Annotated in this window: 23 protein-coding genes; 20 read left to right on the top strand and 3 right to left on the bottom strand. The window is 28.2% G+C overall.

What is annotated here, in order from left to right; all coding sequences use genetic code 11:
- Positions 1-2: 2 nt before the first annotated feature.
- The 5 genes from AC4FQW_RS07060 to rho all read left to right on the top strand — a co-directional run bounded on the left by AC4FQW_RS07060 (position 3) and on the right by rho (position 5,434).
- A complete protein-coding gene (locus AC4FQW_RS07060; protein WP_303130482.1) occupies positions 3-992 on the top strand; it encodes a tRNA 4-thiouridine(8) synthase ThiI in 990 nt (329 codons plus the stop codon).
- 12 nt (positions 993-1,004) lie between these two features.
- A complete protein-coding gene (locus AC4FQW_RS07055) occupies positions 1,005-1,418 on the top strand; it encodes a YwiB family protein (RefSeq protein ID WP_303130481.1) in 414 nt (137 codons plus the stop codon).
- 101 nt (positions 1,419-1,519) lie between these two features.
- Complete coding sequence (locus tag AC4FQW_RS07050; protein ID WP_491148080.1) at positions 1,520-1,813, top strand: hypothetical protein; 294 nt, start codon at positions 1,520-1,522, stop codon at positions 1,811-1,813.
- Positions 1,814-2,000: 187 nt separating this feature from the next.
- A complete protein-coding gene (gene pyrG / locus AC4FQW_RS07045) occupies positions 2,001-3,611 on the top strand; it encodes a CTP synthase (RefSeq protein WP_491148078.1) in 1,611 nt (536 codons plus the stop codon).
- 422 nt (positions 3,612-4,033) lie between these two features.
- Positions 4,034-5,434: a transcription termination factor Rho gene (gene rho, locus AC4FQW_RS07040; protein WP_491148077.1), complete on the top strand. Its 1,401-nt coding sequence runs from the start codon at positions 4,034-4,036 to the stop codon at positions 5,432-5,434.
- Positions 5,435-5,454: 20 nt separating this feature from the next.
- On the opposite strand, the gene AC4FQW_RS07035 is transcribed toward rho, so the two are convergent.
- Entirely contained in the window at positions 5,455-6,570 is a 1,116-nt protein-coding gene (locus tag AC4FQW_RS07035) for an MGDG synthase family glycosyltransferase (RefSeq protein ID WP_491148170.1), read from the bottom strand.
- A gap of 129 nt (positions 6,571-6,699) precedes the next feature.
- Positions 6,700-6,903, bottom strand: coding sequence for a 50S ribosomal protein L31 (gene rpmE, locus AC4FQW_RS07030; RefSeq protein WP_303129960.1), 204 nt, complete (start codon positions 6,901-6,903; stop codon positions 6,700-6,702).
- A gap of 173 nt (positions 6,904-7,076) precedes the next feature.
- On the opposite strand from rpmE, the gene AC4FQW_RS07025 reads away from it, so the two are divergent.
- The 8 genes from AC4FQW_RS07025 (at position 7,077) to upp (ending at position 13,928) form a co-directional block, all read left to right on the top strand.
- Positions 7,077-7,664 carry a thymidine kinase gene (locus AC4FQW_RS07025; protein WP_491148075.1) on the top strand — a complete coding sequence of 196 codons (588 nt, stop codon included), beginning with the start codon at positions 7,077-7,079 and terminating at the stop codon, positions 7,662-7,664.
- Positions 7,665-7,675: 11 nt separating this feature from the next.
- A complete protein-coding gene (gene prmC, locus AC4FQW_RS07020) occupies positions 7,676-9,448 on the top strand; it encodes a peptide chain release factor N(5)-glutamine methyltransferase (protein WP_491148073.1) in 1,773 nt (590 codons plus the stop codon).
- Between the two features lie 52 nt (positions 9,449-9,500).
- The gene (prfA, locus tag AC4FQW_RS07015) at positions 9,501-10,583 is read left to right on the top strand and encodes a peptide chain release factor 1 (protein WP_491148071.1); all 1,083 of its coding nucleotides are present in this window, start codon (positions 9,501-9,503) and stop codon (positions 10,581-10,583) included.
- 59 nt (positions 10,584-10,642) lie between these two features.
- Positions 10,643-11,230 carry a hypothetical protein gene (locus AC4FQW_RS07010; RefSeq protein ID WP_303129950.1) on the top strand — a complete coding sequence of 196 codons (588 nt, stop codon included), beginning with the start codon at positions 10,643-10,645 and terminating at the stop codon, positions 11,228-11,230.
- A 17-nt stretch (positions 11,231-11,247) separates the two neighbouring features.
- Positions 11,248-12,294 (top strand): L-threonylcarbamoyladenylate synthase, encoded by a 1,047-nt coding sequence (locus tag AC4FQW_RS07005; protein WP_491148069.1) that lies wholly within the window; start codon positions 11,248-11,250, stop codon positions 12,292-12,294.
- Between the two features lie 18 nt (positions 12,295-12,312).
- Positions 12,313-12,765, top strand: coding sequence for a low molecular weight protein arginine phosphatase (locus AC4FQW_RS07000; RefSeq protein WP_303129947.1), 453 nt, complete (start codon positions 12,313-12,315; stop codon positions 12,763-12,765).
- A gap of 64 nt (positions 12,766-12,829) precedes the next feature.
- Positions 12,830-13,279, top strand: coding sequence for a ribose 5-phosphate isomerase B (gene rpiB / locus AC4FQW_RS06995; protein WP_491148067.1), 450 nt, complete (start codon positions 12,830-12,832; stop codon positions 13,277-13,279).
- 19 nt (positions 13,280-13,298) lie between these two features.
- Positions 13,299-13,928 carry a uracil phosphoribosyltransferase gene (gene upp, locus AC4FQW_RS06990; RefSeq protein ID WP_303129943.1) on the top strand — a complete coding sequence of 210 codons (630 nt, stop codon included), beginning with the start codon at positions 13,299-13,301 and terminating at the stop codon, positions 13,926-13,928.
- Positions 13,929-13,984: 56 nt separating this feature from the next.
- On the opposite strand, the gene AC4FQW_RS06985 is transcribed toward upp, so the two are convergent.
- A complete protein-coding gene (locus tag AC4FQW_RS06985; protein ID WP_303129942.1) occupies positions 13,985-14,479 on the bottom strand; it encodes a deoxycytidylate deaminase in 495 nt (164 codons plus the stop codon).
- Positions 14,480-14,738: 259 nt separating this feature from the next.
- Between AC4FQW_RS06985 and AC4FQW_RS06980 the strand changes: the two genes are divergently transcribed.
- From AC4FQW_RS06980 to atpA, 7 genes are all read left to right on the top strand, one after another.
- Positions 14,739-15,917 carry an acetyl-CoA C-acetyltransferase gene (locus AC4FQW_RS06980; protein WP_303129941.1) on the top strand — a complete coding sequence of 393 codons (1,179 nt, stop codon included), beginning with the start codon at positions 14,739-14,741 and terminating at the stop codon, positions 15,915-15,917.
- 582 nt (positions 15,918-16,499) lie between these two features.
- Positions 16,500-16,862, top strand: a complete 363-nt coding sequence (locus AC4FQW_RS06975) for an ATP synthase subunit I (RefSeq protein WP_303129940.1) — start codon at positions 16,500-16,502, stop codon at positions 16,860-16,862.
- 4 nt (positions 16,863-16,866) lie between these two features.
- The gene (locus AC4FQW_RS06970) at positions 16,867-17,517 is read left to right on the top strand and encodes a F0F1 ATP synthase subunit A (protein WP_303129939.1); all 651 of its coding nucleotides are present in this window, start codon (positions 16,867-16,869) and stop codon (positions 17,515-17,517) included.
- Positions 17,518-17,580: 63 nt separating this feature from the next.
- On the top strand, positions 17,581-17,826 hold the full coding sequence (atpE, locus tag AC4FQW_RS06965) for an ATP synthase F0 subunit C (protein ID WP_303129937.1): 246 nt from the start codon (positions 17,581-17,583) through the stop codon (positions 17,824-17,826).
- Positions 17,827-17,881: 55 nt separating this feature from the next.
- The gene (locus AC4FQW_RS06960; protein ID WP_303129935.1) at positions 17,882-18,373 is read left to right on the top strand and encodes a F0F1 ATP synthase subunit B; all 492 of its coding nucleotides are present in this window, start codon (positions 17,882-17,884) and stop codon (positions 18,371-18,373) included.
- Between the two features lie 2 nt (positions 18,374-18,375).
- Positions 18,376-18,915, top strand: coding sequence for a F0F1 ATP synthase subunit delta (locus AC4FQW_RS06955; RefSeq protein WP_303129934.1), 540 nt, complete (start codon positions 18,376-18,378; stop codon positions 18,913-18,915).
- A 10-nt stretch (positions 18,916-18,925) separates the two neighbouring features.
- The gene (gene atpA, locus AC4FQW_RS06950) at positions 18,926-20,434 is read left to right on the top strand and encodes a F0F1 ATP synthase subunit alpha (protein WP_303129933.1); all 1,509 of its coding nucleotides are present in this window, start codon (positions 18,926-18,928) and stop codon (positions 20,432-20,434) included.
- The last annotated feature ends 6 nt before the right edge of the window (positions 20,435-20,440 follow it).

The raw sequence follows: 20,440 nt of genomic DNA, 5'->3' as shown, positions 1-20,440 counted from the left end.
TAATGACTAGAGCATTAGCAATGATTTCAGGTGGATTAGATAGTATATTAGCTGCAAAATTAATAAAAGATCAAGGGATAGATGTTATAGGAATTTGTTTTAGATCATACTTTTTTAATGAGGAAAATGCCTTAAGAATGACTAAACAAATAGATATACCTTTAGAAGTTGTAGATTTTTCAAAGGAACATTTTGAAATGGTTAAGGACCCTAAAAATGGTTGGGGAAAAAATATGAATCCTTGTATAGATTGTCATGCTATGATGATGAGATATTCAGGAGAATTATTAAAGAAGTTTAATGCTGATTTTATAATAACTGGTGAAGTTTTAAACCAAAGACCAATGTCTCAAAATAGACAAGCTTTAAATAAGGTAAGAAAAGAATCAGGCTTTGATGATAAAATACTTAGACCTTTATGTGCTAAAAATCTTGACGAAACTGATATGGAGAAGAATGGATTAGTAGATAGAGAAAAGCTTCTTAATATATCAGGAAGAAGTAGAAAGATTCAAATGGAGCTTGCTGATAAGTGGGGAATAAAAGATTATCCATCACCAGCTGGTGGATGTAGATTAACAGAACCAAATTATTCATTAAGATTAAAAGAAACACTTCAAAGAAATGGTGATGCAACACCAACCGAAATAGAATTATTAAGATATGGAAGACATTTTGTTAGTGATAATGGATGTACTATAATTGCAACAAGAACTAAAGTAGAAGGTGATGAGATAAAATCATTTTTAACAAAAGAAGATTTAGTATTTTATCCAACTAGTCATAATGGTGCAATGGTAATTATTCATGGCAAATGTAATGAAGATGATAAAATTTTAGCAGCTAAAATAGCGGGAAGATATTGCAAAGGAAAAGATTTAGATGAAGTTGAAATATCTTATGGTAAATTTGGATGTAAGTTTGAAGGTGTATTGAAGGTTAAACCTGCAAGTGAAGAAGAAATACTTAAATACATAATACAAATAAAATAAGGGGGGATAGATTTGGAGAAAAAAGCAGTTATAAAAATAGTAAGTAATGCTACTATGCAAAATGATGAACTTATAGAAGTTATTACACCTGGAATTTTAAGTTTAGAAAATAATGAATTTATTGCATCATATAAAGAAACAGAAATATCAGGAATGCAAGGAACTGATACTAAGCTTAGAATAGGTGAAAATTATGTTGTGCTTGAAAGAGAAGGAAGTACAAGTACTAAAATGCATTTTGAGAAAAATAAACCTACCGTATCTCTTTATAATACACCATATGGGATGCTTGAATTATCTATTGATACTAAAAATTTAGAAATAGATGTTAAAGAAGATGGTGGTAAAGTAACTATAGAATATGAAATGCAAGTTGCAGGACAACCTGCTATAAAAACAAAGTTAAAATTAGATATAAATGCATAAAAAAGATGGTAGATAGAATCTACCATCTTTTTATATATTTTTTTATTATACATATTAAAAATACAAAAAATGGTAATAATTAAATTAGGAGGTAATTATATATGATAATGAAAACAAGATATGTTGAAATTATAGAGGAAATAAGTCAGATGAAAAATTTATCTAATGAGGAACTTATTCATATACTAAAAGAAAAAGAAATGAGATATTTAATACTTTTATTTTTAAAAAAATATGATTGTTTTAATGAAGAGAATATAAAAGAAATTTTAAATGTAAAAACAAAGAAAGGTATAAATTATAATTATCAAAAAGCAGAAGAAAAATTGCTTATAAATAAGAGGTTTAGGGATAAATATTTTGAATTAGAAAGAAAACTTGAAGCAAGAATATAAATGTAAATAAAATTTAAATAAAAAATGACTAGATATTAATAATTAATTATGGTAGTATATTATCTATGTTATTAAAAGAAATTAATACAGCACACATACCCCATAAATAAAATTTATGGGGTAATATCTATTATAATTGTAAAAATGCTGTATGTCAATAAATATTTCTCATAGGGAGGAAATTAAAATGAATAAACAAACTAAATATGTATTTGTAACAGGTGGAGTAGTATCAGCATTAGGAAAAGGAATAACAGCTGCATCACTTGGAAGATTATTAAAAAACAGAGGTTTAAATGTATCAATACAAAAGTTTGATCCATATTTAAATGTTGATCCAGGAACAATGAGCCCATATCAACACGGAGAAGTTTTCGTAACTGATGATGGAGCTGAAACAGATTTAGATTTAGGACATTATGAAAGATTTATAGATGAAAATTTAACTCAAAATAGTAATATAACAACTGGTAGAATATATTGGTCAGTTATTTCAAAAGAAAGAAGAGGAGAATACTTAGGAGGAACAGTTCAAGTAATACCTCATATTACAAATGCAATAAAAGATAAAGTTTATAGAGCAGGAAAAGAAAGAGATGTAGATGTTGTAATAACAGAAATTGGTGGAACAGTTGGAGATATAGAATCACAACCTTTCTTAGAAGCAATAAGACAAGTAAGAAGTGAAGTTGGAGCTGAAAATGTATGCTTTATACACGTTACTTTAGTTCCATACCTTGGAAAAGCTGGAGAGTTAAAAACTAAACCAACTCAACATTCAGTTAAAGAGTTAAGAACAATAGGAATTCAACCAGATATAATAGTTTGTAGATCAGAAAAAGAATTATCAGATGACATAAAAAATAAAATAGGATTATTCTGTAATGTAGATGGAAGATCAGTTATTCAAAACTTAGATGCAGAACACTTATATGAAGTACCATTAATGTTACATTCAGAAGGATTAGATAATTTAGTATGTGAAAAATTACATTTAGGATGTAAAGACATAGATAATTCACAGTGGATTGATATGGTACATAGAATAAAGAATTTAGAAAAAGAAGTTACAATAGCTTTAGTTGGTAAATATGTTGAATTACATGATGCATATATATCAGTTGTAGAAGCATTAAGTCATGGTGGACTTACAAACAATGCTAATGTAAATATAAAATGGATTAATGCTGAAGAATTAGAAAATCAAGATGTAAATGAAGTTTTATCAGGAGTAGATGGAGTATTAGTTCCAGGTGGTTTTGGAGATAGAGGAGTAGAAGGTAAAATAGAAGCTATAAGATGGGCTAGAGAAAATAAAGTACCTTTCCTTGGAATATGTCTTGGAATGCAGTGTGCTGTAATTGAATTTGCGAGAAATGTTGTAGGATTAGAAGGGGCTCATAGCTCAGAATTAAGTAGTGATACAAAATATCCAGTTATAGATATAATGCCAGAGCAAAAAGATATTGAAGACTTAGGTGGAACAATGAGACTTGGATTATATCCTTGTAAGTTAGATAAAGAAACAAAAGCTTATGATTCATATAAAGATGAAGTTATTTATGAAAGACATAGACATAGATATGAATTTAACAATGAATATAGATCACAAATAACTGAAATGGGAATGAAGATTTCAGGAACAAGTCCAGATGGAAGATTAGTTGAGATAGTTGAAATAGAAGAACATCCATGGTTTGTAGCAGCTCAATTCCATCCAGAACTAAAATCAAGACCAAATAGACCACATCCATTATTTGAAGGTTTTATAGAGGCTTCATTAAATCATAAAAAATAATATATTATAAAAAGGATATTCTAATAAAGAATATCCTTTTATTTTTGTGATATTAATATTAATTTCTTTAACAAAATTTTGTAAATTTAAATTATAAGTAGTATTATATAATTAAAGTAAAAAATAAATATATTAGTTTTGTCTATAATAATGAATGATTGTACATAATAATTAATAGTTTTAATTATTACATATATCTTGAAATTGTTATAGGATTAAAAGATAATTAATGTTATAAATCTTATCTAGAAATCTTATCTAAATAATTCCACTAAAATTAGTTTATATAAAGTTAATTTATTGTGTAGATAATATTTATTAGTCTATACAAACTTTTGCTAAATTATTTAAATAGCGATGTTTTAAAATAAAATATATATTAATTTGGGCTTAGGATAAATTAAAAATATGGAGGTGCCATTTTGACAAAAGAAGTTTATGAAGGCATGACTTTAGCAAAACTTAAAGAAGTTGCTAAAGAATTAGGAATAAAAAATATATCAAAATATAAAAAAGGCGAATTGATAGAGGAAATATTAAAACACAGTGTAAATTCAATAGAAAAAGACGGTGTTATATTAAAGGAAAAAATAGCTCCAAAGGTTAAAGAGAATTATAGTAATAATAACAATAGAAATTATTATAATAATAACAACAATAATAATAGTAATAATAACTTAAATGGAGATAGAAGCTTTAATCAAGCACAAGTAGTTTCAGGAATATTAGAAATACAAGAAAATAATAGCTTTGGATTTTTAAGAGGAAAAAATTGTTTAAGTAGTAGTGAAGATGTTTATGTATCTCCAGCTCAAATAAGAAGATTTAACTTATCTACTGGTGATAAACTTGAAGGAAAAGTTAGAGAGCCAAAAGAAGGAGAAAAATTTAAAGCTTTAATATATTTAGAAAAGGTTAATGATGAAAGTCCTGAAAAAGCTATAGGAAGAACACCTTTTGAAAAATTAACACCTATATATCCGAAAGAAAGAATTAGACTTGAAAGACCGGAGGAAAATGATCTTTCAACAAGACTTATGGATATAATATGTCCATTAGGAAAAGGTCAAAGGGGGATGATTGTTGCACCACCAAAAGCGGGTAAAACAACTCTTTTAAAGAAATTAGCTCAAAATATTTCAAAGAATTGTCCAGAAGTTAAGCTTATAGTACTTCTTATAGATGAAAGACCAGAAGAAGTTACAGATATGCAAAGATCAATTAATGGAGAAGTTGTCTATTCAACATTTGATGAAGAACCACAAAATCATGAAAAAGTATCTCAAATGGTTTTAGAACATGGTAAGAGAAGAGTTGAACAAGGTCAAGATGTAGTTATACTTTTAGATAGTTTAACAAGGCTTTCAAGAGCTTATAACTTAACAATAACTCCAACTGGAAGAACTTTAACTGGAGGGCTTGATCCTGGTGCATTAATTATGCCTAAAAAGTTTTTTGGTGCTGCTAGAAATATAGAAGAAGGTGGAAGTTTAACTATATTAGCTACTGCATTAGTTGATACAGGATCAAGAATGGATGATATGATATTTGAAGAATTTAAGGGAACTGGAAATATGGAAGTTCATTTAGATAGAAGACTTCAGGAAAGAAGAATTTTCCCTGCAATAGATATATATAAGTCAGGAACTAGAAAAGAAGATTTATTATTAACAAGCGAAGAAAAAGATGTTGCATATACAATAAGAAAAGTAATGTATAATGAAGGAAATATAGATAGTGTAACAGAAAAACTTATAAAGACATTATCAAAAACTAAAAATAATGAAGAATTTATAAGGAATTTTGAAAAGAATAATATTTAAAAAAAGAACTAATATAAAGGCTATTCCTTTATATTAGTTCTTTTTATTAAATCATCTGCTAATTTTACAATTGAATTTAAAGAATAAGTATTGGATAATTTCGAAATTTTAGATTTCATTTTAGTTAAGTTATTAGGATTATCAATAAGAGAATCTATAATTTTATTGATATCTTCTATCTTTTTTACTTCTATTGCATAACCTTCAGAAGTTAAAAACTCTGTATTTTCTTGTTCTTGACCAGGTATTGCGAAAGGAATTACTAATGGTAAATCTTTAACTATAGATTCGGTAACTGTAAGTCCGCCTGGCTTTGAAATTAATACATCTGAATATTCCATAAAAGATGCTATATCATTTGAAAATCCAAGAATGTGTAATTTTTTATCAGGATATGCTTTAGAGCAGTTTTTTATTAAGTCTTCTTTTAATTTTTTATTATTACCACAAACAACGGTTATTCTAAGTTTATGTTTATTCTTAAGAAGTTCGGTTAGGACATAAGAAATATTTTTTAGTCCCATACTTCCGCTCATTAATAAAATATTGAAAAAATCGTTACTTTTTATATTTGGTATGTTTTCGTCATTTTCAAAAAATGATTCCCTAATTGGTATTCCTAAAGGATAAATTTTTTCTTTTTCAATTTTTTTATCTATTAAAGAATTTTTGGTGAATTCGCTTCCAGTAATGTAGGCGTCCACATTTTTTCCTATGTAACTATAATGAGCTTTAAAATCTGTAACTACTGATACAAATGGAATATTTAATCCGTCTTCCTTTAATTTATCCATTATACATATACTTAAAGGATGCGTCGATATTATAATATCTGGTTTTTCTATATTTATTAAGCTTAAAAGTCTTTTTTTTACTAAAAAGAATGGTATACGTGTTAATGAATTTATATATTTGTTATTAGTTAGTTTGTAGACAAATCCATAAATGTTTGGAAAATTCATGGCAGAAATTTCATACCCACCAACAATAGCTTCTATTAAAAATCTACTGCTATTACTTAAAAAGTCATAACTTACGCATTTAAAATCATTTTTTTTAAATAATTCGCTAAGTGATTTTGCAGCTTGATTATGACCCTGTCCAGTTGAAGTGGTTAATATAAGAACCTTTTTCATGTAATTCACTCGCTTCATCTAAAATTTATTATAATTTCAATCATATATAGTCTATCATTATTTTTGATTAATTAAAATAAAATTTATAAAAAGAAAATGGGAAAGACAAAAAGTCTTTCCCTAAATTTCTTATTTAATGTTGAATTTCTTCTTGAACTTATCAACTCTTCCACCAACGTCAACAATTTTTTGTTTACCAGTGTAGAATGGATGGCACTCTGAGCATATTTCTACTTTAAGTTCTTCTTTAACTGAACCAGTTGTAAAAGTATTTCCACATGCACACTTAACCACTGCGTCGTGATGGTATTCTGGATGTATGCCTTTTTTCATATTTTTCACCTCTTTTGAGAAAATTTCATTGTGATTAACACAACAAATAACCACTAAAGTATATCATATTGGTGTATAGCAGTCAATAAAAGACAAAATTAAAAAAAACTTTTTATAAATAGATAGAAATGCTATAATCGTAATAACTGTTATGTAAAAGGAGAGGAAAAAATTTGAGTAAATTATATTTTAGGTATGGTGCTATGAACTCAGGAAAATCAACGCATTTAATGCAAGTTGCATATAATTACGAAGAAAGAGGAATGAGAGTTATATTAATGAAACCTTCAACTGATAAGAAGGGTGGAAATAAACTTGTTTCAAGATTGGGAGTAGTTAGAGAAGTTGATATATTAGTTAAAAAAGAGGAAAATATTTTAAATTTAGTAAAAAATAATGTAAAAGAATATGGGAAATTAGATTGTATATTAGTAGATGAAGTTCAATTTTTAAAGAAGGAACAGATAGATCAATTATTTGAAATTGCTGTAACTTTAAATATACCAATAATATGTTATGGATTAAGAACAGATTTTAAAATGGAAGGCTTTGAAGGCAGTGAAAGATTATTACTTTTAGCACATAGTATTGAAGAAATGAAGACTATTTGTAAATGTGGTAACAAGGCACTTTTAAATGCTAGAAAAATAAATGATAGATTTGTATTTGAAGGAGAACAAGTTGCAATAGATAACATGGATAATATAACTTATGAATCTTTATGTGGGGAATGTTATTTTAAATATAAAAACAAGCAATAGGAGGGGATATATTGAAAAAATGTGATGTTGGTGGTCAAGCCGTTATTGAAGGGGTTATGATGAGAGGTAGCAAAGGAATGGCTACCGCAATTAGAAAAGATAACGGAGAAATAGATGTAAAGTTTGAAAAAGTAGTTCCTATAACTAAGAAATATAAAATATTGAATATACCGATTATAAGAGGTGCATTTGTTCTTATTGATTCAATGGTTCAGGGAATAAAACTAATAAATTATTCAGCATCATTTTTTGAAGAAGATAGTGAACCATCTAAATTTGAAAAATGGCTTAAAAGCAAATTTGGAGAGAGATTTGATGATATAATAATGGCTGGAGTAATGATATTTGCAATAATAATGTCAATATTGTTATTTGTGGCATTGCCAACTGGGATAGCATCAATATTTAAATGGTTTAATGTTCCAAGTATAGGGCTTAATATAATTGAAGCAACAATAAGAATAATAATTCTTTTAGGATATATGACTTTAGTAAGCAAGATGGAAGATATGTATAGATTATTTCAATATCATGGAGCAGAACATAAAACTATTTTTTGTTATGAAGCAGGAGAACCTTTAAAGGTTGAAAATGTAAGGAAATATTCAAGGTTTCATCCAAGATGTGGAACCAATTTTTTATTTTTAATAATGTTTGTAAGTATAATAATATTTGCATTTACTGGGTGGGGAACTTTTTTAGAAAGATTAGTGCTTAGAATAATATTAATTCCAGTTGTTTCAGGAGTAACTTATGAATTAATAAAATGGCTTGGAAAATCAAATAATAAATTTGCAAAAATTATTGCAGCACCAGGCTTAAAGCTTCAAAAAATAACTACAAAAGAGCCAGATGATGATCAAATAGAAGTTGCAATAAAATCACTTCAAGTGGCGGAAGGATTACCGGAGGAAAAAATGACAATATTAGAACTTTTAGATGAAGGAACAAAAACTTTATCAAGTGTGGATATAGATACTGCAAGATTAGATGCTACTCTTTTACTAGGACATATAATAGGTAGAGATAGATTATATTTATTAACTCATAGTGATGAAAAGATAAATAATGATAACAAGAAAAATTACTTTGAATTAATAGAAAAAAGAAAAGAAAAAATGCCTATAAAATATATTTTAGGTACTTGTGAGTTTATGGGATTAGAGCTTTTTGTTGAGGAAGGCGTATTAATTCCTAGAGGTGATACAGAAATACTAGTAGAAGAAGTACTTAAGAATATAGATGATAATGAAAGTTTAGAAATATGTGATTTATGTTCAGGGAGTGGAGCAATTGGAATAGCAATTGCAAATTATAGAAATAATGTAAAAGTAGATTCAATAGATTATTTTGAAAAACCTGAGAAAGTAACCAAAAAAAATATAGAAAAACTTAAATTAAAAGATAGAATGACCTTTATAAAGAGTGATTTATTAACTGAAGTGATAAATCAAGGAAAAAAATATGATATTATAGTTTCAAATCCTCCATATATTAAGGAAGAAGAAATTAGTAATTTAATGGAAGATGTAAAAGGATATGAGCCTCATACTGCTTTAAGTGGAGGATTAGATGGATTAGTTTTTTATAGAAAAATAATTGATGATAGTGTTTTGGTTTTAAAGGGAAAAGGTATATTAGCTTTTGAAATTGGCTATGATCAAGGAGAAGATGTAAAAAAACTTATGATTGAAAAAGGATTTAAAAATGTTAATGTTTTAAAAGACTTAGCAGGACTTGATAGGGTAGTAATTGGCTATTTACCTATATTGAAAAAAGATTAGTATATATGCTATAATAGTTAAATATGAAAATAGATATTACGGAGTGATAAGAATGTTATTAGATAAATTAGCATTTATAGAGAACAAGTATGATGAATTATCAGTAAAAATTAGTGATCCATCAATAATGGCAAACCAAAATGAATGGAGAAAACTATGCAAAGAACATGCTGAATTAGAAATCATAGTTGGAGCATATAAAGAATATAAACAAGTAATCGAAGATTTACAAGATAGCAAGGATATGCTTGAAATGGAATCTGATAAAGAAATGAAAGAAATGCTTAATGAAGAAATAAATGAGCTTAAATCAAGAGAAGAAGAATTAGAAAATAGAATTCAAATTCTTTTATTACCAAAAGATCCTAATGATAATAAAAACGTATTTGTTGAAATTAGAGCTGGTGCTGGTGGTGATGAGGCCGCGCTATTTGCAGCAAATCTTTTTAGAATGTATACAAGATATGCTGAAAATAACAGATGGACTGTTGAACTTATGAGTGTAAATGAAACAGGAATAGGCGGAATGAAAGAAGTAGTATTTATGATTAAAGGTAATGGTGCTTATTCAAAGCTTAAATACGAAAGTGGAGTTCATAGAGTACAAAGAGTTCCAGATACAGAATCAAGCGGTAGAATTCATACATCAACAGCTACTGTTGCAGTACTTCCAGAAGTTGATGATGTAGAAGTTGAAATAAACGAAAAAGATATAAAATTTGATGTATTTAGAGCATCAGGTAATGGTGGTCAGTGCGTTAATACAACAGATTCAGCGGTAAGACTTACTCACTTACCAACAGGAATAGTAATTTCATGTCAAGATGAAAAATCACAGCTTAAAAACAAAGAAAAGGCTATGAAAGTATTAAGAGCTAGATTATATGAAATGGCAGAAGCTGAAAGAGCAGCTGGAATCGCTGAAGATAGAAAGTCACAAGTTGGTACTGGAGATAGAAGTGAAAGAATAAGAACTTATAACTATCCACAAGGAAGAATAACAGATCATAGAATAGGATTAACTTTATACAAGTTAGAAACATTCCTAAATGGTGATATTGATGAAGTTATAAATGCACTTATAACTGCAGATCAAGCTGAAAAAATGAAACAAATGGGAAATACAGAAATGTAATTTTCCTAAAAGCCTTACATTAATATGTGAGGCTTTTAGAATATAGAAGGAGTATGGCGATGGATATATATTTAGCATTGAAAAAGGAAAAAAAATCTTCAAGAAATTTTTATATATGCATGTCTGCATTAGCTATATTTTTGCCTATGACCTTATGGTTAACTGGAATAATAACTAAATTTTATATAATTTATGTAATAATTTTAGAGTTACTTATATTATTAGCTATTTTAAAGAAAATTGATAATAATAAATTAGAGTTTTCTTATAAAAATAATAAACTTAGATTTAAAGTAGGATTATTTAATCAAAGTAATACTATATTATGTGATAAAATAGCAGTAGTTCATACAGATGGAATTGAAGATTACATGAAAATTATAATTATTACGGATACTAAATTAAGAAATAGAAGAATGAAGCCTGTAACAGAAGGTTTATTAAATAGATATAAAGATGTTGCAGATGAATATAAAAAAGTAAGAATAATAAATCCAGATAAAAAATATTATTTTCAAATAATAAAAAAAGGAGGGCTTAAAAAGTATCCATTTTTAGATGAGATATTTAAATATTCTCCTAAAGCACATTTCACAAAAGATTGTATTCAAAATGTAAAAATTGCTCGTGGGCAAACTTTAGATTAAGAAAGAAGGAATTAACTTTGGAAACAAAGATTGCTACTATAAAAAAAGTAAGCGATGATAAGAAATATATAGAAGACGCCGCATTAGTTATAAAAAATGGTGGAACAGTTGCATTTCCAACTGAAACAGTTTATGGGTTAGGAGCAAATGCATTAGATGAAGAGAGTGTTAAGAAAATATTTATTGCAAAAGGAAGACCGCAAGATAATCCTTTAATAATTCATGTTGCATCTAAAAATATAGATGAATATGTTAAAAATGTACCAGAGGTTGCTAAAAAATTAATGGAAAAATTTTGGCCAGGTCCAATGACATTAATATTAGAAAAAAAGGATATAATACCTATGACAACAAGTGCTAATTTAGATACAATAGGTGTTAGAATGCCATCTAATGAAATTGCATTAGAGTTAATCAAGGAATCAGGAGTTCCTATTGCTGCACCATCAGCTAATATAAGTGGGAAACCAAGTCCAACAGATTTAGAAAGATGCGTGGAAGATTTAACAGGGAGAGTAGACTATATAATAGGTGGAGAAAAAAGTAAGGTAGGTGTAGAATCAACAATAGTGGATTGTACAGTTAATCCTCCACTTGTATTAAGACCAGGTGGAATAACTTTAGAGATGCTTAAAGAAGTTGATAAAAATATAGAAATAGATAAAGGGCTTATTAGTAATTCAAAAGATTTTAAGCCAAAAGCACCAGGAATGAAGTATAGACATTATGCTCCAAATGCAAAATTAAAAATTATAAAAGGAAATAGAAAAAAAACTATTGAAAAAATTAATGAAATGGTACAAAATTATATAGATGCAGGAAAAAGAGTTGGAATACTTACAACAAAAGAAAATAGTAATAGCTATGTAAATGGTGAAAAAGTAATTTTAGGTGAATCAAATAACCTAGAAGAGATTGCATCAAATCTTTTTGAATCATTAAGGGCTTTCAATGATTTAAATGTTGATATAATATTAGCGGAAGCTTTTGATGAAGAAGGATTAGGAGTTGCTATTATGAATAGATTAAATAAAGCAGCTGGATATGATGTTATAAACGTATAAGATTTTGGAGGTTTTTTTATGAAGGTACTCTTCGTGTGTACAGCAAACACTTGTAGAAGCCCAATGGCTGAGGAAATATTTAATAAATTAATAAATAGTTCTGATATAGTAGCTCAATCAGCAGGAATTACTATTGTACCGGGTAGTTTTGTTACTGAAAAATCAGCTGAACTTATAAAAGAAGAGTTGAATGTTGATGTAAAAGATAAGCAAGCTATTCAATTAAATGATAGTATGATTAAGAATTCAGATATTATATTAACTATGACTAATTATGGTAGAGACTTTATAAAAGAAAACTATCCAAATTATAAAGATAAAGTATTTTCAATTTGTGAATATGCTGGCGTTAAGGGGGAAGTGACTGACCCTTACGGTAGCACCATTTCTGTTTATCAAAAAATATATAAAGAGTTAGAAGGCGTAATGCCTTTATTAATAGATAAATTAAAGAAAGTTAGAAGTGTGTAATGTTTTATTACATGCCTTACTTTCTTTTTTTATAAATTTAAATAAATATTTGGAGGTGTTTTTCATGAAAATAGCATTAGGATCAGATCATGGTGGATATAATTTAAAGAATGAAATAATATCATATTTAAAAGAAAATGGATATGAAACAAAAGATTTTGGAACATATAGTACAGAATCATGTGATTATCCAGATTATGCATTAAAGGTTGCTGAAGCAGTAGCTAATAATGAATTTGAGTTTGGAATATTAGTATGTGGAACAGGTATTGGAATTAGTATATCAGCTAATAAAGTACCAGGAATAAGAGCAGCTTTATGTTCAGATACATTTAGTGCTCATGCAACAAGAGAACATAATAATGCTAATATATTAGCATTAGGCGAAAGAGTTGTAGGAACAGGTCTTGCAATTGATATCGTGAAAACTTTCTTAAATTCAAACTTTGAAGGAGATAGACATCAAAGAAGAATAGACAAAATATCTAAAATAGAAGAAAAATATAATAAATAAAATTTGGAGGCGTTAAATAATGAGTAAAGTTACAGAAATCAATCACCCATTAATACTACATAAGTTAGCATTTATAAGAAGTAAGGATACTGGATCAAAAGATTTTAGAGAATTAGTATCAGAAGTTTCAATGTTAATGGCATATGAAGTTACAAGAAACTTACCAACAGAAAATGTTGAAATAGAAACACCGATATGTAAAACAAAATGTAGAATGCTTGCAGGTAAGAAACTTGCAATAGTTCCAATACTAAGAGCAGGTCTTGGAATGGTAGATGGTGTTTTAAAACTTATACCAGCAGCTAAAGTTGGACATATAGGATTATATAGAGATGAAGAAACATTACAACCAGTTGAATATTTCTGTAAATTACCTCAAGATATAGCTGAAAGAGAAATAATAGTTGTAGACCCAATGCTTGCAACTGGTGGATCAGCTATAGATGCTTTAACAATGCTTAAAAATAAAGGAGCTAAATTCTTAAAGCTTATGTGTTTAATTTCATCACCAGAAGGAATAAAGGCTATAAAGGAAGCTCATCCAGATGTTGATATATTCGTCGCTGAAATAGATGAAAAGTTAAATGAGCAAGGATATATAGTACCTGGTCTTGGAGATGCAGGGGATAGATTATTTGGTACTAAATAATTATTATAAGGTTTAAAAATAAATCCTTCTATTTATAAATAGAAGGATTTATTTTTTTAAATATCATCTACATTAAATGAAAGTTCTATTTTTTCTACTGAAGGTTTCAATTGAGTTAATTTAACTCCAGCTGCATTAAACATTTTTTTAGAAGCTTTAACAACATCTGTATTAGAATATTTATCGCTTAAAAAAATCACTTCTTTTATTCCACTTTGTATTATAGCCTTTGCACATTCATTACAAGGGAATAGAGCTACATATAATTTTGCATTTTCAAAAGATACACCTCTATTATTTAATATGGCATTAAGTTCTGCATGAACAACATAAGGATATTTTGTTTCAAGAAATTCTCCTTCTCTATTCCAAGAAAAATCATCATCAGAACAACCAAAGGCAAATCCATTATAACCAACAGATAATACTCTATTGGTAGGACTAACTATACATGCTCCAACTTGTGTACTTGGATCTTTACTTCTTTTTGCTGATAAAAGAGCAAGTCCCATAAAATATTCATCCCAAGATATGTAATCTGTTCTCTTCATAAATAAAAGCTCCTTTTATAAAAATTATGTAATTTTACTATTTATATATATTAATAACATTATTAAATTAATAAACTAATATTAATTTAATTAATATTATAATACAATCACAAAAAAAGTAAAAATATTATAAAAAGTATTTGTTTAAAATTTAACAAAAACTATTGATTATTAGGAATGAAATGGTTATAATAAAAGTATGTTAAGAGTTTAACAAAGATTATGGTTTAAAGTAATCATATATTAGGAGGTTTTGTTAATGAGAGAAGTAGTAATAGTAAGTGCTGTTAGAACAGCGTTAGGATCATTTGGAGGATCTTTAAAAGATGTTCCAGCAGTAGATTTAGGAGCAACAGTAATTCAAGATGCAATAAAAAGAGCAGGAATTAAACCAGAAATGGTAGAAGAAGTATTAATGGGAAATGTTATTCAAGCAGGTCTTGGTCAAAATACAGCTAGACAAGCAGCTATAAAGGCAGGACTTCCAAATGAAGTACCAGCAATGACCTTAAATAAAGTTTGTGGATCAGGATTAAGAGCAGTTAGCTTAGCAGCTCAAATGATAAAAGCTGGAGATGCTGATATAGTAGTAGCTGGTGGTATGGAAAGTATGTCAAGAGCTCCATTTGCTTTAGATACAGCAAGATGGGGACAAAGAATGGGTAATGGAAAAATGATAGATACAATGATAACTGATGGATTATGGGATGCATTCAACAATTATCATATGGGAGTAACAGCTGAAAATATAGCTAAACAATGGAACTTAACTAGAGAAGAACAAGATGCTTTTGCTGCAGCTTCACAACAAAAAGCAGAAAAAGCTATAAAAGAAGGAAGATTCAAAGATGAAATAGTTCCAGTTGTAATTCCTCAAAGAAAAGGAGAACCAAAAATATTTGATACTGATGAATTCCCAAGATTTGGAACAACTGAAGAAACTTTAGCAAAATTAAGACCAGCATTTATTAAAGAAGGAACAGTTACAGCTGGTAATGCATCAGGAATAAATGATGGAGCTGCTGCATTAGTTGTAATGAGCGCTGAAAAAGCTGAAAGTTTAGGAATTAAGCCAATGGCTAAAATTCTTTCATATGGATCAAGAGGAGTAGATCCAGCAATTATGGGATATGGACCATTTGGTGCAACAAAGAAAGCATTAGAAGGAACTGGCTTAGAAGTTAAAGACTTAGATCTTATAGAAGCAAATGAAGCCTTCGCAGCTCAAAGTTTAGCAGTAGCTAAAGATTTAGGATTCGATATGAGTAAAGTTAATGTAAATGGTGGAGCTATAGCTTTAGGACATCCAGTTGGAGCTTCAGGAGCTAGAATATTAGTTACATTACTTCATGAAATGGAAAAAAGAGATTCTAAAAAAGGTTTAGCTACACTTTGCATAGGTGGCGGAATGGGAACTGCTATAATTGTTGAAAGATAATTATAATATATAATTAAAAATATACCTTAAGAAATTTTCTTAAGGTATATTTTTTTTTGAATATTTTTTTGAATATTTTTAATGATTTATAAGATAATAATGTTTATAATAAAAATATAAAGAATAAATGATTATTATAAATAAAAATATGTAGAAATATAAATTAATATATGCATAAACATGAATAAATTAATAAAAATATTAATAATTAAAGAACACAATGAATAAAAAATAAAAGGTTTATTCAAACTACATATGAAGTTAAACATTATAAGCTTTTAAGAAAATGTATACATAGTAGCAAAATTTAAAAAATATTATAAAACTTATGAAAAATATAGTAAAAGTTAAAATGAGGAATGTATTAGAAATCTGAATATTCAGAAAAAAGAAATTAAACAACCTATTTCTTTCTCCATAACTGAAAAATATACTAAATCAAAGGAAATAACAGTAATCAGTAAATAAAATATAATAAACTGAAATAAATTAAGAAAATACAGGTATTTGCTTTAAAATTAAGTTTTAGAGAAAAAAACATATAAACTATAATAGTTAGTATGATTGCCGAGGAGGGAAGTTATGGTTGGAGATTTAAGTGGGATACTAAAACAAACTTTTAAGAGTAGTTTAGTTATCTTGACTGCAGGGCTAATAATTTTATATTTCATAAATATTAATTACCAGATTCCCTTTGTCATTGGATCTATAGTTAGTATTTTTAATTTTTTAATAAGTGGTGCAGTTATGACAAAGACTGTAGAAAGTGATATAGGCTTTAAGGGCTTAATGTTAATGGTTAGTTTTGTAATAAGAATAATTATTATTGCAATAGTTGGGTTGTTATTATTGCAAAACCAATATAATGTTATAGCTTATGTAATAGGTTATATGTCCAACTTTATTTCTTTGTTTATGGCAATTAAATATGAAGAAAGGAAGTGATTGAGTGGAAACATTGTTTAAAGAGATTGGGTCTACAGTATTACAACAATGGGGAATAATAATAATAATAGCTATTGTACTTATATTAATGACAAGAAATCTTTCAGTTATTCCAAAAGGAAAAAGTCAAACAATAATTGAAATTTTCGTTGAAGGAATTAGCAATTGGGTTAAGAACACAATGGGCGATAAATATGCAGGATTTGCAGCTTATATTGGTGCATTAGTATTATTTTTATTCTTTATGAATGTTACAGATCTTATAGGATTACATCCACCAACAGCAGACTATAGTGTTGCTTTAGTGTTATCACTTACAACATTCTTAATTATTCATATAAATTCAATTATAAAGAATGGTGGAATAGGATACTTAAAAGGATATGCCCATCCAAGTCCAGCTTTAATACCAATCAATATACTAGAAAGAATAATGTTACCTATAACATTAAGTTTCAGACTTTTTGGTAATATTACAGTTGCTACAGTAATTATTGAATTGTTATTACAAGCACTAAGTAAAGTGACTTGGTTTGCTCAATTAGCTATCCCAGTGCCATTTATGGCATACTTCGATTTGTTTGATGGTTTCTTACAAACATTTATCTTTACAATATTAACAATGATTTATATAAAGATGACAGCAGAAGAATAATTCAAGCAATAAAAACTAATATTAAAATGAAATCTATTTGTCAATTTTAAGGAGGAATCATTTATGACTGGAGCAGAATTTATAATAGGAATGCGTGCAATTGGTGCAGGACTTGCAGTTATTGCAGCAATAGGTGCAGGAGTTGGTATTGGTAACGCAACAGCTAGTCTTCTAAAGAGCATAGCAAGACAACCTGAAGCAAGCGGTAAACTTATGTCTACATATTTCATCGGTTGTGCATTAGCAGAAACAACTGCAATATACGGATTACTAGTTTCATTAATTTTATTATTCGTTGGTATTCACTAATTAATAATATAATACAGAATAGGGTTTTAATAAGCCTGGAAGGGAGGCTTTAGATTTGGAAATTAATATGAATATTAACATACCAGAAATGATAGTAACTGTAGTTAACCTACTAATATTATTTTGGGTTGTTAAACATTTCGCTTTTGATAAAGTAAACAAGATTTTAAAAGAAAGAAAAAGTCGTATAGAAGATACAATAAATAAAGCTGATGAGGATTTAGAAAAAGCTAGAGTTATAAAACTTCAAAATGAAAAAGAAATCGGAACAGCTAGAAAAGAAGGAAAAGAGATTGTTAGTCAATATAAGGCTAAAGCAGATAACATCTATAAAGAAATAATAGATGATGCAAAAAGGGAAGCTAGCTCTATTGTAGAAAAATCTAAAGTAGAAATTAACAGAGAGCGTACAAAAGCTCAATCAGAAATTAAAACTCAAGCAGTTGAATTAGCTGTATTTCTTTCTGAGAAGGCCCTTGGTGAAGCTATAGACGAGAAAAAACATAGAGAACTTATCGATGACTATATAAATAAGGTAGGTATTTAATTATGTACGAATATTTAGATCGTAGATATGCTTTAGCATTATATAAAGTAGCAGAAGAAAAGGGAAAAGTTGAAGAATATCTAAAAGATTTAAGAGAAATCTGCGATATTATTGATAACAATCAAGAGTTTTACGAAATTATTAAATACCCTCAAATAAGTACTAAAAAGAAGAAAAAAATATTTATAGACGTATTTAAGGGAAAAGTTGATGAGGAGCTATTATCTTTTTTACTAATATTAGTTGAAAAAGGAAGAATTCTTTATTTAAGAGAAAAACTTAACCAAATGGAACAAATCTATTTGGAAAAAAGAAATACAGTAATAGCTAAAGTCAAGAGTGTTATTGATCTTACAGAAGATCAAGAAAAAAGACTAAAAGAAAAGCTAGAAAATAAATATAATAAAAAAGTAATTATAGAACATGAAATTGATAAAAGCATAATAGGTGGATTATATGTAAGAGTTGGAAATGACGTTATTGATGGATCAATAAAGGCAAAACTTGAAGATATGAGAGCACTAATGCTTAAGATGGAATAGAGGTGAACCCATGAATATCAAACCAGAAGAGATTACTTCTATAATTAAGAGAGAAATCGAAAAATATGATAAAGAAATAAAAACAGTTGATTCAGGTACAATCATTCAAATTGGTGATGGAATTGCTAGAGTATATGGTTTAGATGATTGTATGGAAGGTGAATTATTAGAATTCCCTAATGATGTTTATGGTATGGCATTAAACCTTGAGCAAGATAATGTAGGATGCGTTTTACTTGGTTCAGAAGAAGGAATCAAGGAAGGAGACGTTGTTAAGAGAACTGGAAAAATTGTTGAAGTTGGAGTTGGATCAGACTTAATAGGAAGAGTTTTAAATGGACTTGGAAATCCTATTGATGCTAAAGGTCCAGTTAAACCAGAAGCATATAGACCAATTGAAATACATGCTCCTAGTATCTTAGATAGAAGCTCAGTTAACGAGCCATTACAAACAGGAATAAAAGCAATTGACTCAATGATTCCAATAGGTAAGGGACAAAGAGAACTTATAATTGGAGATAGACAAATTGGTAAAACTGCAATTACAATAGATACAATTATAAATCAAAAAGATAAAGATGTTATTTGTATTTATGTTGCAATAGGTCAAAAACAATCAACAGTAGCAAATATAGTTAATACATTAACAGAGTTTGGTGCTATGGATTACACAATAGTTGTAGCAGCTACAGCTTCAGAATCAGCACCACTTCAATACTTAGCACCTTATGTTGGATGTTCAATTGGTGAACATTTCATGCATCAAGGAAAAGATGTATTAGTTGTATATGATGACTTATCAAAGCACGCTGTTGCTTATAGAACAATGTCATTATTACTTAAGAGACCACCAGGAAGAGAAGCTTATCCTGGAGATGTTTTCTATATTCACTCAAGATTACTTGAAAGAGCAGCTAAACTTTCAGAGAAGAATGGTGGAGGTTCATTAACTGCACTTCCAATTATAGAAACATTAGCAGGAGACGTAACAGCTTATATCCCAACAAATGTTATATCAATAACAGATGGTCAAATATTCTTAGAATCAGATCTTTTCTATTCAGGACAAAGACCAGCTGTTAATGCAGGTATATCTGTATCTAGAGTTGGTGGTAATGCACAAATTAAAGCTATGAAACAAGTTTCAGGTACATTAAGACTAGAACTTGCACAATATAGAGAATTAGCATCATTTGCTCAATTTGGATCAGATTTAGACCCAGATACTGCAAGAAGACTTGAAAAAGGTAAGAGAATGGTTGAAGTTTTAAAACAAAAACAATATTCTCCTATGGCAGTTGAAAAACAAATAATGATTCTTTACGCTGCAGTAAATGATTATTTATCAGATATAAAAGTTGAAGATGTAAGAAAATTTGAAGAAGATTTCTTAGAATATATGGATACTCAACATAGAGAATTAGGAAAAGAAATTTTAGCTAAGAAAGTCTTAAATGATGAAATTAAGAAAGAGCTAGAAGAAGCAATTACTGAATTCAAGAAAATATTCTTAAAATAAAGCATA

It is taken from the genome of Clostridium sp. TJA085, assembly GCF_058310235.1.
Note: the sequence above shows the minus strand (reverse complement) of the source record. Positions and strands in the feature narration are given on the sequence as shown.